The organism is Olivibacter sp. EAT-5, from assembly GCF_044784325.1.
In the GTDB taxonomy this organism is placed as follows: Bacteria; Bacteroidota; Bacteroidia; order Sphingobacteriales; family Sphingobacteriaceae; genus Olivibacter; species Olivibacter oleidegradans.
The window spans coordinates 2,914,320-2,930,574 of sequence record NZ_CP173028.1; the positions used below are offsets into that span (position 1 = coordinate 2,914,320).

The 16,255-nt window shown below is 50.1% G+C and carries 21 protein-coding genes; all 21 read right to left on the minus strand.

Annotated elements, in window-relative coordinates:
* Window positions 1-3 precede the first annotated feature (3 nt).
* The 21 genes from ACH11B_RS11960 to ACH11B_RS12060 all read right to left on the minus strand — a co-directional run bounded on the left by ACH11B_RS11960 (window position 4) and on the right by ACH11B_RS12060 (window position 16,247).
* Complete coding sequence (locus tag ACH11B_RS11960) at window positions 4-1,230, minus strand: ArdC family protein (protein WP_377612611.1); 1,227 nt, start codon at window positions 1,228-1,230, stop codon at window positions 4-6.
* Window positions 1,220-1,381, minus strand: a complete 162-nt coding sequence (locus tag ACH11B_RS11965) for a hypothetical protein (RefSeq protein ID WP_377612609.1) — start codon at window positions 1,379-1,381, stop codon at window positions 1,220-1,222. The genes ACH11B_RS11960 and ACH11B_RS11965 overlap by 11 nt, the downstream gene beginning before the upstream one ends.
* A gap of 5 nt (window positions 1,382-1,386) precedes the next feature.
* A complete protein-coding gene (locus ACH11B_RS11970; protein ID WP_377612607.1) occupies window positions 1,387-1,785 on the minus strand; it encodes a M23 family metallopeptidase in 399 nt (132 codons plus the stop codon).
* Window positions 1,786-1,889: 104 nt separating this feature from the next.
* Window positions 1,890-2,291 (minus strand): hypothetical protein, encoded by a 402-nt coding sequence (locus ACH11B_RS11975; RefSeq protein WP_377612605.1) that lies wholly within the window; start codon window positions 2,289-2,291, stop codon window positions 1,890-1,892.
* Between the two features lie 78 nt (window positions 2,292-2,369).
* Complete coding sequence (locus ACH11B_RS11980) at window positions 2,370-4,409, minus strand: TraM recognition domain-containing protein (protein WP_377612603.1); 2,040 nt, start codon at window positions 4,407-4,409, stop codon at window positions 2,370-2,372.
* 60 nt (window positions 4,410-4,469) lie between these two features.
* The gene (gene traN / locus ACH11B_RS11985; protein WP_377612601.1) at window positions 4,470-5,306 is read right to left on the minus strand and encodes a conjugative transposon protein TraN; all 837 of its coding nucleotides are present in this window, start codon (window positions 5,304-5,306) and stop codon (window positions 4,470-4,472) included.
* A gap of 12 nt (window positions 5,307-5,318) precedes the next feature.
* The gene (gene traM, locus ACH11B_RS11990) at window positions 5,319-6,530 is read right to left on the minus strand and encodes a conjugative transposon protein TraM (protein ID WP_377612600.1); all 1,212 of its coding nucleotides are present in this window, start codon (window positions 6,528-6,530) and stop codon (window positions 5,319-5,321) included.
* 2 nt (window positions 6,531-6,532) lie between these two features.
* A complete protein-coding gene (locus ACH11B_RS11995) occupies window positions 6,533-6,958 on the minus strand; it encodes a hypothetical protein (RefSeq protein WP_377612598.1) in 426 nt (141 codons plus the stop codon).
* A complete protein-coding gene (gene traK, locus ACH11B_RS12000) occupies window positions 6,936-7,556 on the minus strand; it encodes a conjugative transposon protein TraK (RefSeq protein ID WP_377612595.1) in 621 nt (206 codons plus the stop codon). The genes ACH11B_RS11995 and traK overlap by 23 nt, the downstream gene beginning before the upstream one ends.
* A complete protein-coding gene (locus ACH11B_RS12005) occupies window positions 7,556-8,692 on the minus strand; it encodes a plasmid transfer protein (protein ID WP_377612593.1) in 1,137 nt (378 codons plus the stop codon). The genes traK and ACH11B_RS12005 overlap by 1 nt, the downstream gene beginning before the upstream one ends.
* A gap of 9 nt (window positions 8,693-8,701) precedes the next feature.
* On the minus strand, window positions 8,702-9,481 hold the full coding sequence (locus ACH11B_RS12010) for a hypothetical protein (protein ID WP_377612591.1): 780 nt from the start codon (window positions 9,479-9,481) through the stop codon (window positions 8,702-8,704).
* A 3-nt stretch (window positions 9,482-9,484) separates the two neighbouring features.
* Window positions 9,485-10,156: a hypothetical protein gene (locus ACH11B_RS12015; protein WP_377612589.1), complete on the minus strand. Its 672-nt coding sequence runs from the start codon at window positions 10,154-10,156 to the stop codon at window positions 9,485-9,487.
* 2 nt (window positions 10,157-10,158) lie between these two features.
* Window positions 10,159-10,809, minus strand: coding sequence for a hypothetical protein (locus ACH11B_RS12020; RefSeq protein WP_377612587.1), 651 nt, complete (start codon window positions 10,807-10,809; stop codon window positions 10,159-10,161).
* Window positions 10,806-11,468, minus strand: coding sequence for a hypothetical protein (locus ACH11B_RS12025; RefSeq protein WP_377612586.1), 663 nt, complete (start codon window positions 11,466-11,468; stop codon window positions 10,806-10,808). Before ACH11B_RS12025 ends, ACH11B_RS12020 begins: the two co-directional genes overlap by 4 nt.
* Entirely contained in the window at window positions 11,465-13,963 is a 2,499-nt protein-coding gene (locus tag ACH11B_RS12030) for a TraG family conjugative transposon ATPase (protein ID WP_377612584.1), read from the minus strand. Before ACH11B_RS12030 ends, ACH11B_RS12025 begins: the two co-directional genes overlap by 4 nt.
* Window positions 13,935-14,243, minus strand: coding sequence for a hypothetical protein (locus tag ACH11B_RS12035; protein ID WP_377612582.1), 309 nt, complete (start codon window positions 14,241-14,243; stop codon window positions 13,935-13,937). Before ACH11B_RS12035 ends, ACH11B_RS12030 begins: the two co-directional genes overlap by 29 nt.
* Window positions 14,243-14,554 carry a DUF4134 domain-containing protein gene (locus tag ACH11B_RS12040; protein WP_377612580.1) on the minus strand — a complete coding sequence of 104 codons (312 nt, stop codon included), beginning with the start codon at window positions 14,552-14,554 and terminating at the stop codon, window positions 14,243-14,245. The genes ACH11B_RS12035 and ACH11B_RS12040 overlap by 1 nt, the downstream gene beginning before the upstream one ends.
* A 42-nt stretch (window positions 14,555-14,596) precedes the next feature.
* Window positions 14,597-14,917 carry a DUF4134 family protein gene (locus ACH11B_RS12045; RefSeq protein ID WP_377612578.1) on the minus strand — a complete coding sequence of 107 codons (321 nt, stop codon included), beginning with the start codon at window positions 14,915-14,917 and terminating at the stop codon, window positions 14,597-14,599.
* Window positions 14,918-14,923: 6 nt separating this feature from the next.
* On the minus strand, window positions 14,924-15,253 hold the full coding sequence (locus ACH11B_RS12050) for a hypothetical protein (protein WP_377612576.1): 330 nt from the start codon (window positions 15,251-15,253) through the stop codon (window positions 14,924-14,926).
* A complete protein-coding gene (locus ACH11B_RS12055; RefSeq protein ID WP_377612574.1) occupies window positions 15,250-15,615 on the minus strand; it encodes a hypothetical protein in 366 nt (121 codons plus the stop codon). The genes ACH11B_RS12050 and ACH11B_RS12055 overlap by 4 nt, the downstream gene beginning before the upstream one ends.
* Window positions 15,612-16,247, minus strand: coding sequence for a ParA family protein (locus ACH11B_RS12060; RefSeq protein WP_377612572.1), 636 nt, complete (start codon window positions 16,245-16,247; stop codon window positions 15,612-15,614). The genes ACH11B_RS12055 and ACH11B_RS12060 overlap by 4 nt, the downstream gene beginning before the upstream one ends.
* Between the last annotated feature and the right edge of the window lie 8 nt (window positions 16,248-16,255).

Consider the following 16,255-nt stretch of genomic DNA (forward strand, 5'->3'; position numbering starts at 1 on the left):
GATTTAGCGTCTGATGCCGTAAGCGGCGACCGTTTCCGCCTTCTGCGAAACGGGGATTTCTGTTTCCGCTGCGCTGCGCGTATGTTTCTCCGGGTGCTGTCTGGCATGGAGCAGGGAATCGTACAGGCTATCGGCTTTGGAAAGGACAAAGTTTTGGCCGGTAGTTAGGTCTTCCATCCGCAGGCGCCCTTGCTTTAAGTGGCCCTGAACTTTGTACACGGTATTGTTGTAGGCGATTTCATCACCCGATGAAAGATATTTGGAATCTGTGCCGTATTTCGGGGGCTGCGCTTCGGGAAGGGCCCTCACTTCCGCTTTGACCTCTCTTTTCTGTTCCAGTCCGGTGAGGTAGTTGAATATCTTTTCCGCATCTGCGGCAGCGGCATGGATTTCAAAGGGCGTATCCTGCAAAACCTTGATCCAACTGTCCACGTATGCGGCATGCTGGCCCGGATCGTGGCCTATCCTAAATTCCTGCCCGATTAGTAAAGAAGCGATCTCTGCCCGTAATTCTTCACGGGCGTAGGCTTCCGTACCAAACTTGTTTATAATGCTTCGGTCGAGGCGATCCTTGTGGCCCGTCCAGTGGCCCAGTTCATGCAGCAGGGTTGCGTAGTATTTGTCCGGTGCATCAAACTGTTCTTTCAGCGGCATGGTGATTTTGTCCCGCAGCGGGCTGTAATAAGCGCGGTCGCCCGACCGGTGGTTAACATTGGCCCCGGAGCCCACTATGAGTTTTTCCGCCCGTTCTATCGGGTTCCAGTCAAGCGTTTTGATGTCCGGTTTTTGCAGGGCCGGTATCCCGTTCACTTGCACGGCATTAAATACCCAGGCAGTGGTAATGATAGGGCGATCCAGTTTTACCGAAACCTTGACAGGTTTGCCTTCCTCGTTGAGTACGGGTTTACCGCTTTCATCCCTTTTGGCTACCAGGTCGGTCGTCTTAACGAACTGGATCAGCGATGCCTTTTCACCTTTTCTGACTTTCCAGTCATTGGCCGATGCCTGATTAAAGGTCATCCAGCGCGGGTCTTCATAGCCGTTGAGCAATAAGGAGAATGTGTTAATGCCTTTATAGCGGTTACCGGTAACCGCATTATAAGGGAGTTCAAAGGCAGGCAAGTTATCACTATTCCAGGGCTTCTGCCAGGGGGCTGTACCAGCTTTAAGCTGTTCAATGAGTTTTTCGGCGACCTGAACGTGTAGGGCCTTTATTTTGTCATTCGTCATCTTGTCCCACCTCCTGGGGGTCTTCATCTTCGGGCAGCATGTCGGCATAATCCACGCCGTAAACAGCAGCTTCTGCGGCGGTTAGGCCGATGGCCTGGCCAGCTGCAAGCGTGTTTAATTTATCTTCGAGTGATCTTGAATAGGGTTCCATAAAAATTATTTAGGTGATGGTGGCCGCCGGGGCAGTAGCAGCGACCGTAAAAAATGCAGTGGGTTGATGTACCTGCCCCTGTACCGTATGCTGAAATGCAGGTGTTCCCCCGTAACCCGTCCCGTTGCTCCGGTGACGGCTATAAATTCTCCGCCTGATACAGGTTCGCCCGGCGTAACCAGGATATAAGAAAGGTGTCCGTAAATGCTTTGAAACTCGCCGTGCGCAATACGGATATACTTGCCCAGAATGGGGTTAAATCCGGTATCGATTACCGTACCGTCCATAACACTGAGGACAGGATCGCAGCGGGCGGCAAGATCAATTCCCTTATGTAGGTCAGGGAGCCCGGTAACTGGGTGAACCCGCTTGCCGAAAGATGAGGTAACCCGCAGCTGCGGCAAAGGCAGGCTGACGTTCGTGCCATCCTGCGCAAAGGAACTGACAGAAAACAACAGCACCAGGGACAGTACATAGGCCCGTTTTAGGTGCCCGTTCATGGCGCGGATTATCGGGTAATACCGGTTGTGTGCTGCTGTTCCCGGTTTTCTTCCCTGACTAGGCCGAGCTTGTCCTGTAGGGACACGGTACTGTAGGCGAGCGTCCTTTCATTGGTGGTTGCCAACTCCATTGCATCGCGCAGGTAGTTTACCGAGTTCTTTTCCTGGAGAATGGTAATCTCCATTAGCGTCTTAAAGTCCGGGGTATCCATTTCCTTGATATGGGTGAGTATATCCGCATACAGCACATGATGCGGTTTCAGCACCAGCAGCGCATCGGTGGAATACAGGCCCAAAGGGCTGTTCCCAAAGCCTACATAAATCTCGTCCTTTACGAGGTCTGCACTGGTAATCACGCCTACCTGTCCCTGGCGCTGTACCGGATCGTTCTCTAATTTGGGGTGTACCATGACCAGATGGCCGGTTAAATCTTCCATAACGTTAAATTTTAGTAAAAAAATAAATTGACTTTCTTTGCGGGGTTCCGCTTACTTTTTAAAGCTCTGCTTCATCATGCCTTTGGGCTGGGGCATGGCAGCAGATGGCTGTACGGGGGTGAACTGTTTTACCAGTTGCTGTACCTCCTGGTTGATGCGGTAAAAGTTCTGCCTCAGGACTTCATCTTTTTTGCCTTTGAAGTCGTAATAAACCGGCAGTTCGCGGTAGCTTTGTTCTTCTTTTTTGATGGCATTCACATCCAGGTTGATGCGGCAGTGAACGGCCGAGGGCTCAAACTTCCCGGTGTAATCCGCTACAGCATCAGCGGCAAGCATGCCAACCATTTCCCCGGCCCTTAATGCGGCGATCTTTCCGGCCGGTATCAGCGGTTCGAGTTTTTCGCTTAGTGAAATGGATGTTTTGTGCCGGTCGATGCTGAGGCTTTCATTTTGCTGTTTCACTTTTCCGAACAACCGTTCCAGCCAGTCCAGGGTATCCTTGTTTTGCACCGAACCGGATAGCACATTACCCACTACCGAAGTAATGGTTGCGGCAGTTTCTTTGCCGTATTGCTGCTGAAATTGTTGCAGGCTTTGGATGCCCAAAACAGATGCCACCAGATTACTTCTGGCCTGGCTGAGCACCTGCTCAATACGAAAAATATAGAGGCTGGGCGCTTCGTCTATGACCAGTCCTACGGGCAGATTGCCTTTTGTGTTCACCAGTTTTGTCACCCGGTTGAGCACAACGGAATAGCAGGCCGAATTGATGCTTTGTGTCAAAGGATCATTGGCCAGTACCAGGATCGAGGGGTTTTTAGGATCGCTGATTTTCAACTCAAAATCATCACCCGAAAACACCCAATAGGTTTCTTTGGTCGCCAGCCGGCTGATAAAGATTTTAAGCGTTCCTACCTGGCCTTCCAGTTGATCAAATGCTTTGGTATTGTAAGCGCTCCTGAACGGAGAAAGCAGGGATACCAGTTCGGGTTCTGAAAAGAGCGTACTGAAAATTTCCTCATAGGAAAGGTTCAGAAAGGAAAGTACATGCGGCAGGCTGGAATAGCGGCCGCCTTGATACTTGCTGAAAAAATAAATACAGGAAGCCAGAAAATTGATGGCCGATTGTGTAAAAAACTGATCACTACCACCGGATTTATCTCCCTTTTTCATTGCCTCTACCAGTGCTTCGGCAGTTTCAGAAGCATCTGCAAGCGTATTGAGGTACTGCCTTTTCCAAGGATTTACCCTTTTACTTTTCTCTGGGTCGTTGAGGTTGAGCACATGAAACTTATAGTTCAGGCATTTTCCTTTCTGTTTGGCCAGCAGGTAATGATAATAGGCAACCTTTGCCAAATCCGGGTACTTTATATCATACACGCATAATGTGAAAGATTTAGCTATGAATTGCTTAATCACTGGAATAATAACCGAAAACGTCTTGCCACCCCCTGGCACTGAAATTAAAAGCAGGCTCCTGAATAAATTCGACAGCGGGATGAATCCTTTTCGCACTTTGTTTTTATAATAGAACAGCATCGGGATATTTACCGAGTAAGGGGTATCGATTGGCTTTAACGGCTGCATAAAGGATTCCCCCTCTACGTTCCATTTGTCCTTACCCAATTTGGAACTAATCATTTTGGACACGTTGTCCATTGCCACGTGGATCAACAGGGTTCCGGCAATAGCGCTGGCGATGTAGGCCAGATCATACCAGCCCACGTCCATCCAGACGGCAGGCGATTGCCTGCCCTGGAACCAGATGCCCGAAAAGAAAATAATCAGCCCGGCCGCCAGTGGATAGACGATCTGGCTTGTGGGGTTCAGGTCTTTCTTTTTCCGGCTAAGCGTACCCACAGAAACCAGGCAGATCAGGGTCAAGGTGAACAATTTGCTGTAAAGCAGCTGGTGATAAAATGGTATCCTGGCCAGCCTGATCGCAAAAAAGCGCAGGCTGAATTTGTCCGTGTAGTCCTGGGTCATCAGTTTACCGGCATAGAAAAACAGGAAAACCTCGATCAGAACGGACAAATAGATACCAAATTGCAGGAACCTGTGCAGGCTCTGTTGTTCTTTGGTTTCTTCCATAAGTAATTGGTGTTTTAGAGGTCGAAGGCAGCCTTTGTGGGTCTTAACAACAGCAGAACGTTACAGGATGTCTGCTTTTAATATATCCCCATATTTAAGTCGCAAGGTCAGCACCCGCCCAGAAATCTGCTTTTCGGTCAGTTCGATGTTCAGCACCTTATTGCCGGGAAAGGTGGCCTTTTTCAATACATAGATATTCCGATACTGCTTTTTAAAGGAAGTGTTCGGGTACAGTTGCCATACCGGCTTAATTTCCACGGATTGTACATTGGTCGCTTTGGTAATCTTTTTGTCTTCGATCTTAAAGCGCTGTTCATCGATTTGGTAAGGCAGATTTGTCTGATTATAATAGGTGATGTCGAGGAAAATATGATCCCCAGCGGTATATACATGGTTCAACCTAGCCTGTAGGCCGAAAGCCTTAGCCTTCCGTAGGGTCTTTCCGGCCGGTTCACGTGAGATCCGCATAGCGAAATCCTGCATTTCTTTTGACGTAAGGGAGATGCCAGGAACATCCAGCGGTCGGGTATGTTCCGGCATGATATTGACCTGGGAGGGAATAGCGATTACCTCACCGTCCGTGTAGCGCAGGTTATACTGGGCAATAAAACTTTCCCCGATGATAGTCACGATAGCACCATTTGCTGAACCGCCAAAAAAGGCGGAATCTGGTATGATCTTTAACCGCAGGACATTTTTTAAGGGCAGGTCCCCCGCAATGGCGTGCGTGGATATATCCACGTACTGAATAGGTTCGGGGGAAATAAAGTGCAGGGAAATATCCCGGCTGATTAAAATATCAGGCAGGTCTTTGCGGGATATGCCTGCTGGGGCTTGTGCATAAAGTCCCTTGGCCACCCAAAGGATGGCCGTTAAAAAAACGATCAGTTTCTTCATAATGATAATGGGTTAATACTTGTTCTGGTTGTTTTTGAGTTCTTCGGGATCAATCAGGAAGACCTGTGTGTTGTATTTCAGTTTCGCCTTATTGCTGCGGATCAGTTTGCTCACCGCCGTAGTGGTGGACTGGAACATCTTTTGAACCATGCTCATGACCATCTGGTTATTATTTTCGGCCTGCTGCTGGATGGTCATGCCCTGGCTGGCATCGCTGCCCAGCGCTTTCGAAAACTCGCGGAAAGCGGAAGCGGGCACATACAGCCCTGGCAGTCCGTCATTATCGTAAATGTCCAGCCGGACGGGCAGGATATGGTTATCCTGAAAAATAGAGCTGACCGAAAGATTTACCCGCTGGCCGGTAAAGCCGGTGATCTGGGCGTATAGGTAGGTATCTTTTCTGACCAGGAAGCGGCCGGCATTCATATCATCTAATAGGCGGATGCGGAGCCGTGAACCGGCATAGCCGGTGATGTCCTGGTCAATGATGGCGCGGATAAAACTGTCCTCGTTGTCTGCCGAAATGGTATTGAAAAGCCTCGTTGCGGCCGAAGTTTTGGAAACGCTGAGTTTCTTATGTTTTTTCAGTTCCTGTTCGGCCAGCACCATTGCCTTTTCTCTTGCCTGTTCCGCTTTGTAGTCCGGGTCGTTGGCCTTGCCCATGCTGTCGATCAGGGCCATCTGTTCCCGGAATATCTTCATGGGATCGGTTTGAGCGGGGCTGCTAGAAGCGTTACCTACGGGCGGCTGCTGTTTCAGCTTTGAAAGCGCGGTTGCCAGGTCACGGTCGGTATCGTAAGTGCTTAGGGGCTGTTGTTTGGGGCCGGCGTCGGGAAATGTGGCATGCGCCCTACGCGGTTCGGCGGAAGTGGCGCCGTATTTCCGTTTCATTTCCCGGTCGATGGAGTCTAGCATACGCTTTTCTTGCTGATTGTACAGATCGGGCACGTTCTGCCTGCTGGTCTGTTCCAAGCCGATCTCCCCGACGGCTGTGTAACCGTCCGCATCTTTATATTGCTTCCGATAAGCGTCCAGCTTATCTTCCAGGCCCTTGTTTTTAACGTCTTCGGAAACGTCCGCCACATTCTCCTGTAGCGTACTTCCCTGTCGCTGTACGGGCGCTTCCTTGCCGAAACTGCTTTTCCATGTGTAAAAAAACAGGCACAAGAAAGGTAGCAGGATCAGCGGCAGCATATACCGTGGTTGCTTGAAATTAATCTTCATAATTACTGGGTTGGTTTAACATTAAGTTTGTGATGGATGATTTCCAGCTGCCGGATCGCATTTTTGACCAAAAGGCTGTCGGCCGCGGTCAGGCTGTCCTTGTGCAACACGGTGTTGATCTGGTTTTGCAGGTCGAGCACTTTTTGCAACGCCTGACCGGCGCCGATAATCTGGCCGAAACCCTGGGTCACGTTGGTGCCTGTGCCGGAAAGGGATGGCAGCGGCGCGGTATCTTTTACCCGCATGACCGTAAAGGCCAGCACGCCGGAGAACAGGATACTAGCCAGCATCAATATAAATATCTGCCTGGGGTACCTGGCGCTGATGCGCTTCCAGAGGTCACCCAACCGGGAGAAATAGGCCCCGAACTCTTTACCTATCTCCCGGTAAAGGTCAGGGCGAGGTTTAAAATGAGTTTTTCTGTACATTTTCAAGGTCTTTGTTTTCCAGTGTTTTCCAGCGGGTAATCAGTACCGCGTGGGGATTGTTATCAGAGCGTATTTCCAAGTCTTTCAGGTAGCCTTCGGTCACCAGTGAGCGGATAATGGCAGAGCTTCGGCGGTCGATCTTCTGCTTACCGTAATAGCGGAAATACCTGCGGCCCTCGTCGATAAAAATGGAATCCGTTTGCAGGGTCAATACCGCGCTGGAAGAAAGGATAGAGTTAAAGAATCCTTTTTCTTTGAGGTTGTTGTATTGGAGCGCACCGCTTTCATCGACCAGGTACATTGCCCTTTTCATCTGGTATTCGATGTATTTATCATCGGGCGTCAGTGAAAAGAAAAGGCTGTGAAAAAGGTTGACGTGCGAACGGTATTCTGCGGCGCGGTTCAGCTGTACGTCGGTCTGGCGGGCCAGCAGCGGCACGCTGTTCGCGTCCAGAACGTAGACGCTTTTACGGGCGTCTGCAACCTGGCGGTAGGCGAAAAAGGAAACGACCAAGACGATCATGACCGCCGTTACAAAACTGGTGGCGGATAAAAAGGTGGCCAGGCGCACTTTGGCCTCTATGTTTTTGATAATCATTATTTCATCATTCTGGTGAGCATCCTGGACATATTGGAAGCGCCGCGGCCCATCGTGGAAGCGGCAGAGCTGATACCGGAAGTAGACACGATCCAGGTACTGATGCTCGGTACGGTTAGCATGGTGAGCCCGCCGATCAGAAAAGTGACAATCACGATACCGAAAGACAGCAGGCCGTTCCCTGCGAACCAGCCCAGCTTTTCAAGGCTTTCGCCGGACGTGCCGACCAATTCTTTATAGCGGCTGATTTCGGCCTCCATTGCATAATGCTGGAATAGCGAGGCGATGTACAGCACCAGGAAACCGATGCCTGTGTACAGGTTGACTGAAATAAAGCGGGCAATCCAGGTACTAAAGCTGTCCCTGAATGCGGGCAAAATGCTGATGGCCACGGAGAACGGCCCCAGGATTATCAGTATGGTGGAAAAGATGATCTGGATAATAAAGATGATGTACACGCAGATACGCAGTATCCACAAGGCCAGTGTTTCCAGGATGGAACTGGCCAGTAGTTGTAAGCCGACCTGCATGCGGTTGCGCAGTTCTACTATCGGGTTCCATACCTCGGCAAAACCTTCCTTGACCGTGGACTTGACCGACTCCCAGGCATTTTCATACCAGGTGTCCGCTTCCTGTTTGGCAGTCTCGGTCTGCGCCTGTACGGTAAGCAGTTGGTCGGCGACCTGCACCATGAGCTGGGCCCTTTCCAACCGCAGGTTATTGACCTGGGTCTGGCTGTCGTTAAACATGAGCTCGGTCTTATTGGCGATCAGGTCGGTCGGATAAGCGACCACCCTGGTAAAGGTAGACCACCAGAGAATGACCATGACCAGACCGAAGGGCCTGAGCAGCGGCATAATTTCCATTTTCTTGTCGCCCGACATCATCTCATAGGACTTGATAGCGAAAAAAATGAGCATGAATATGGCGGAGAGCGCCTGCGCATCGGCTATAAAGGCATCATAGTGCGTCCAGATAGTATTTTTCATCGCTTTTAAAAAATGCATCATGCCTTCCTCGTACACCCCGTTGCCCTGCAAAAAGTTAAAGGTCTTTTTAAAGGAGTCCGGCACGTCCCCGGAACCTGATTGCATAAAAAAACCGGCGGTGCCGGTCAGTAAATTGGTTATGTTCATCTTGTTGATCTAAAGTTTGGATTTGCTCAGGATGTCGTCGGCGATCTGACGATCGGTGCGGTAGCCCTCCCTTTGCACTATGGGCTGTTCCCTAGACTTCATCTTACCGGCGGATTCGGTCAGGGATAGGAATTTTCGGGCATACTGTTTCTTGGCTTCCCAAGAAGTATTTAGCCTGCGGTATTCCAAAAAAAGCCTGTGATAGGCCAGGATGCGTGAGCCGCGGTCAAGGGTGGCATTCATGGCGCCGTCAAGCCGTTCTCGGATGCCGGCGGATTCTTCCCGGTACCAGTCATAGACGCCAGTGCGTAACAGATAGTCACGTTCCTTAACAGCGATGCCCGTTAACAGGTCGGCTTCCTGTTGGTTCAAAAGTGGTTCAAATTCATAGCGGTAATAGAGCAACCATAAGGGATCGGCGGTCGAAAAGACTGCCGAATAGTTGACCGCCTCGGTTACGGCTGTGTTCTTTAGGGTATCGGCATGCAGTTTATAGGCATTTTCTGTATTCTGCATCGCAGCGGCAAATGCCAGGCGTTGGGTCTGTGGCCCTATGGGCCCCAATGGGCGCAGGTCTTTTTTGGGATAGTCTGGGTGCCAGGCCCAAGTGAGCCAGTAGTTGGGGTTCAGGCCCAGGAAACCGCTGGTTGGGGTAAATTTCTTTCTGTCCCACTGTTTGAATACCATACGTTCCTGTTGGTTAATGATATGCTGGTCGCGGATCACCTGCTGCGCCGCTGCCGGAGCGATCAATGCGAAAAGGGCGGCAGCTAATAAATAATGTTTCATAGCTTATTCTTTCAAAAGTTGATAATTGCGGATAATGTCTGTTGCCATGCGGGTATCCTGGTTGATGAAATCGCGGTAAGGATTGGCCGTTTTCAGTACGCCGTTCATTTTGGCCCAGTACATTGACCTGCCCATGCTGTAGCAAAGCGCCCGCATGACTTTCAGCTCTAAGATGACCTTGCGTAACAGCGCATCTCTTTTTTCGTAATCCATCAGTACGTTAGTGCCTTCTTTGAGTACAAAGGCGGATACCTCGCTGACCAGGTTGACCCCGCGGGATTTCATCTGCCGGGCAACATCTTCGGCGAACAGCAGCAGGTATGGTTCGCTGCCTGCAATGGCGATCATGGTATTGCTTTCCTGAATGATCTCCGCGCTGATCCGGGCGACCTGGGCGGCGGCAATGCCGCTTTTCAGCGCCTGATTGACTTGGGTAAGCGAATTATGGATCAGTGTCTGCACTATCACCACTGAACTGATGTTTAGAGTAATATCGTCCAGCCGGTTGCGGATGGTGTTCAGGTAATTGTTATGTGTATTTTCAGCGGCCAGACGTACGGCACCATTCTCGTTGACAATCGCAAAATGACCGGGATCGAAAACAATGCTTTGGGCCTTTGTGCTTCCCGCACGGATGAACAAAAAAACGGCGGCGATAAAAAGTTTATATCTCATGGCTATGGATTTTTAATGATCGAGGCGTTCCGTATAATGTCATCGACCAGCCGTTTATCCTGATCTATGAAATCGGCAAAGGGGTTCAGTCCGCGTTTGTAGCTTGCCTGTATCATAGTGGCGGCCAGTCCTCTGCTGGCCCCTTCGATCAGGCGGAGCTCCGTCAGGGCATGTGAGAAAAGGATTTTGCGGTCGCTGGCCTTCATCTGGTTAATGTCGCCGATGCTCAAGGCCAGTCCGGCGATATAATTGGCCAGCATCCTTGCCCGGTCAGCAAGGTCTTTCTCCGTCTGAAAAGCAAGCGCGATCAGGACGGGATTATCACTGGCCAGCTGGTAAATAATGTTTTGCTGCCGGATGATCTCCAAAACAACAGGGCTGGCTTCCAGTCCGATTTGGGCAGCGTCGATGGCCAGCCCGACGGTATGGAAACGGCGTTGCAGTTCCCGGTACTTTGTCTTTAGCTTGCTCATTTCTGCTCTGTTGACTTCTTCGTTAGCAGAAGTAACGGCCTGTTTGTTCTTTGCTTCGTCCTGCCTGCTGTGTTCGCTCTTGCTTTCGGCCACCAACTGGTGGATCAGCCCCACGTTCAGCTGGCAAAAGGCATCTTGCAGCCCGAAAAGTAGGCAAATCAGTGTGATGGTTCCTTTCATTGTTTCAGGTATTTGGCGTTTCTGATAATGTCATTTGCGATCTGCACATCAATATTGATATAGCCTGCATAGGGGTTCAGGGAATTAAGGATACCGCGTTGCCTTGCCCAGAACATGGTTCTCTGCATACCATAGGCGACGCCCCGCAGGATCATGAGCTCTGTCCTGATCCTGTTCAGCAGTTTGGCGCGTTCGCCTGAGTCCATCAGGTTATTTACGCCACCCTGCAATACAAAGGAGCTGACCTCGGTGGCCAGGGCCGTTCCTCTTCGCCTGAACTCGCGGGCACCGCCTTCGGCAAACAAGAGCAGTACAGGGTTGCTTTGAGCCAGGTTAACGGCCTTGTTCACATCGATGACAATATCTGCGCTGATCTCTGCAATGTCTTGGATGGCCAGCAGGGAGCGAACGGCGGCGGACACTTCGCTTAGGCCCTGGTAAATCTGCTGCTGCAAATCGTTCACGATGACCAGCTGCCCGGTAACGGCCAGTTGTCCGCGCTGAATCAGGGTCAGGTTGTCATTGGTCTTATTGAGCTGTCCGTTGATGACGCCGGAATGGACGGCCATTGCGCCGGCCGTGGTCGGGTCTACATAGATCTGGGCAAAAGCGGCGCGGCACGCCAGGCAGAATCCTGTTATTAAAATTAGTCGTTTCATACAAAATCAGGTTTAAAATATTCAGTGGAATCGGCGGCGGGCAGCCCTTCACTGTTGACCTTTCGCACAAAGACGTCCAGAGGCAGGCCGCTTTGTTGCATATCGGAAACAAAGGCTTCCAGGCCGCTCTGATATGTCCCGTATGTCTTTATATAGACTTCAACAGCTGCCTTTTCCGGTTTTTCCGTGGTATAGGTGAGATACTGGTAAATAGAATTTTCAACGCCGTAGACCTCCCCGACAGCACCGCGGCGGATATAGACCTCCTTAAACCGTCCGCGTCCATCCTTATTATCCAGTTTGTTGATGGTAAATATTTTTTTCTGCTCGGTTTCAGTTATAGACAGGAGTTTGGCTATTTCTTTATAGTTCTCCTTAAATTTGCTCTGGTCAAGCAGAAAGATAGTATCCGAATTGCTCAGGATACTGTCTTTAACTACAGCATTGCCAATGATGTCGGCCAGCTCCTGGGTCACTACAATGGCCTCGCCCCAAAATTTCCGAACGGTTTTATAGAGGTACAAAATGTACCCGGCCATCAGCGGGGACGCGATGGCCTTCCATGCTTCCTCAATTATGAGGGCCTTGCGCTGGCTTGTCCGGTGACGCATTTTCTGGATAAAAACGTCCATAATTATCAGGGTGACGATTGGAAACAAAATTTTATTTTCTTTCACATTGTCAATTTCATAGACTATGAAGCGCTCGGAAAACAGAGACTGATCGGCCGGTTCGTTCAGGATGCTGTCAAACTCACCGCCACGGTAGAATTTTTTTAGTACATACCGGAATTCGTCCAGGTCAAAAGGTATCTGTTCCTCATTTTTGATCTGCGGGATTTTCTTTAAGGCAAACTCATAAAAAGAGTTGAAATCCAGATGAGATATAAGTTCCTGGCCGGTCTCGGCAGTAAAATACTGGCTGTAATAGGCAGAAATCACGTTGGCGATCACATCCCGTTCCACGGTGCTTACCGTTCCGTCCGCGCCTTTCCATAACAGGCTGATTAGGGTACATAAAAAGTCTTTTTTCTCAATGTTGTATTCGCTTTCAGCAATGGCGAATGGGTTCATGGTGATCGGTTTACTGTCCGACCAGGTAATGTATTTTCCCTGGTAATAGGCGCACAGGCCGGAGTAGGAATGTCCGGTATCCACAATCACCACATCCATATTATAGAGCATATACTGCTCGACCAGTGAATTTATCAGGAAAGATTTTCCAGCGCCTGACGGCCCTAAACAGAAGCGATTCCGCGCGTTGATGCGCCCTGTGCGCATCGGCAAATCGGATAGGTCAATCGCTACTGGCACACCCTGACGGTCGGTAAAGCGAACCAAAAAATCAGACGGTTCATCCTTTAGCAGGGATTCCTTGAAAAAGAAGCAGAGCGCGGCATCGGCGGTGGTCAGGAACCAATCGTATTTTTTTAACTCTACACCATTACCCGGCAGGGCGCAACGGAACAGTTCCAGCTGGTTGTAGGCGTTACGTGAGGGTATAATACCCTGCTGAAAAAGTGCGGCCTCTATGTAATTGACTGCCTTCCTGATCTGCTCATTTTCCGCACAGACAACCATCGAGTAATGGGCATTGACCAGCATCTGGTTTTCCCTGGCCACATCGACCAGCAGCATATCGATGTCCTCTACACAGATCAGGTTGGCCGGATCAGGCACCCCGGAATGGCGTTTGCGTTTCAGTTCCAGTTTATTGAGCGTCAGCTGCTGGGCCGGTATTTCCAGTAGCTGGTTATAGATAATGACGCGGTATCCGGGAACCTCATGCAGAAAAGAAAGGTTATCGACGGGGAAATCCCGCATCCCCTTATTGTCTTGTTTTTCAATATAAGGGCCTACCTTTTCCGGTAAATCCACGCTGTCGGTATTGACCAGGCTGATGCTGCGGATGGCCAGGTTACCCAAATTTAGCTGCTCGTCCCCGCAACGCATATTATTGAGCGCGGTATAGGTCGAGGCAAATTCCATGCTGAGCACCTTGCTCACGTAGCGGTTAATCTCTGCCTCGTTCAAAAAGCGCGGATTGAGCCCGGCACTGGCCAGCAGGTCGGAAAGTTTGGCCATGTTCTGGAAGAAATCGGCCAACACCTTTTTATCAAACGTGTAAAAGGCACCGCGTTTGACTTGGCGGGTAATGACTAGATAGGTTCTGATGTCGGTATATTCGCGCCCTTCGAAATGCGCATGGTATTTCTGCTGTAAAAATTCGCCGGCAGGTACGGCCTTGTATTGCCTGCGGATAAAAACATCCTGCTTTTGGATGATATGCCCTTCGCCCAGTATCTTGATGATATTCAACAGCAGGCTTTGGTAAGCCGTATAGGCGTCCGGGTCGGCGCCGTATTGTAGCACCGGGTTATCGATGTGCAGGATCATAGAGAAATCGCCTTTCTCTCCGTACAATATGTGCAGGCCGTTATAGGTATCGATACCTGCATAAGGCATTTTAAATGCTGTTTTTCTTTCTCGTTGCATGGTTGATCTTTAAATGGGCTGGATGAATAATGACCCCGGTATGCCGGGATTTGGCGTGCAGGCCGTCCTTTTGTCGGAAAAAGGTATAGCCCAGCCCTGCGCAGATCAGGGCAATAGTGAGGAAACCACCGAGGTACATGCTGGTGAGCGCCCCGATCAGGCCACCCATAATAAGGCCACCCGCCAGGGAGCCGATGCCCCAGTAAATGAATTTGCCTTTGAATCCACGGTAAATAAGGGGCTTTTGAAGCCCCTTATAGATTGCATACTTAGCGGTCATTATACGCCGAAAAAAGCCTTGATGACCACCGAAACCAATACCAGGAACAGACATGAACCGCCCCACGACATCAATTCTTTATTGATGTCCTGATCTCCCGCGTTCCATTTGATGTAAACGCGGACACCGCCGATCAGGCCAACCACGGCGCCGATAGCCAGAATCAGCGTAGATACGGGGTCTATATAACTGGTTAGTGAGGAAGTGGCGGCATTGATGCCGGTTGACCCGCCTCCCTGGGCAAATGAAAATTGTGCTGCGAGCATTGAAAGCGCAGCGATAGCAAACCCTTTTTTGGTTTTTACTGTCATGGATTAAGAAATTAAAAGTGAATAAAAAATTGAAATAGCTGTTTAATGCACCCCAAACAGGGCTTTGAGCGCCGCCCCAATGATCGAGAGGAACAGGCAGGAAAAGAACCAGCCCATGACCTGAGCGTCGATATGATGCTTGCCGGACTGCCAGTTAGCATATACCCGCAGACCGCCCAGAATGCCGCTGATGGCGCCGAGCACGAGCACTAGGTCGGAAAGGCTGAAATACCAGCGGTGCATTTCACCGCTGGCCTGGTAAAATTCACCGATGCCCGGCGGTGCTTGGGCCATGCCAATAAAAGGCAGGGCAAAAAAAAAGACAACCGGGGTTGTCTTTAAAAGTGGATACCTAAATTTCATCGGTGTTTAATAAGGAATAGCTTTGGTGTACTCGATCAAGTCGTCCTGAACCAAGGTCAGCAGTTGTTTGATGCTTACCCCGCCGGTGGTATGCAACGGGCCGGAAGAAATGGCCTGCCGGCTTTGGGGTTCCGCGTCCGTTGTTTGTGCGACGCTGGTAGACGGTGCATCAGTATCAATCTCCTGCGGCTGGTATTCTTCGGAAAAGACCAGTTCATCTTGTTCTCCTTCGTCGGGTGACTGCGCTCGTGACTTTAACAGGTCAAAAATTATATTGAGCAGATAATACAGGGCATAAACAGCGGCAACGCTGAGCAGAAATTGAGTCCAGTTCATAATTCGATGGTTTTGATGTTTTCTTTGATGTATTGGATAAGTTCAGTATGCCGGTCGAGAAAATCTTTCAGGCTGTAGGCTATCAGCTTGTTCATATCAATGGCTTTGGCGATTTTCAGCTGTTTCAACAGGAATATCGTACGGTCGTCAAGACGGATCAGCAGTTTCTCCTTCCCGGTCAGGTCAAAGGCCAGGATATTTTCAAACAGACTTTCGAGTGAGGCATCCGCAGGTTTTCTTTCTTGTCTTGAATGGTTGTTTTTTTTTACAAGCGTTGTTTTGGAAGGATTGCCTTTTTTAGCACCGTCGTCTTTTTTAATGGTCTCCCTTAGCTCGTCCGCGAGTGATTTGATCTGGTTCATGTTTGTTCCTCCCATTCCAGGTATTGGCTATAGATCAGGTCGAGCAACGGCAGGACGACCGGGTACAGGATCAGTGGTGTTTGGAACGTGCTGATCCGCTGGAAATCCACGCGGTCGGCCAGGCCGGGGGCAATCACCCCGAAACGCTGCATCACCTTTTCAATTTCTGTTTTGGTCTCGTACTTGACCGTGTTCTTGATACGGTTAGGAATGAAGATGAACGGCGCCTTATCATTGATCTTTCGCAGCACCATTGCAAACAGCAGGGTTGAGTCCACAGAAAATTCGTCATAGGCAAACGGACATAGCACGAGTTCGGCGGCTGCGAACAGCGGCAGCAGGCCATCATCGTCCATCTTTCCCGGAAGATCGATCAGGATGATCTCGCCGGAGCGACTACTGAGGGCACTGTGCAGGGACGGGAAATGTTTCAGGTCGGCCGGCACCACTTCGTAAAGCGGCTGGTTTTCCAGGATCTTCGCCTTTTCGGCTTTTGAGGCCAGCGATTGCTGGTAGTCCATATCAAGGACGGTGACCTTTCGTTTCTTCACCTGGGTCAAGTAGTTGGCAAAAAGCAGGGTAAGCGTGCTTTTTCCGGCACCGCCTTTCTGGTTTCCGATAAGTATAACCATGATTGTAG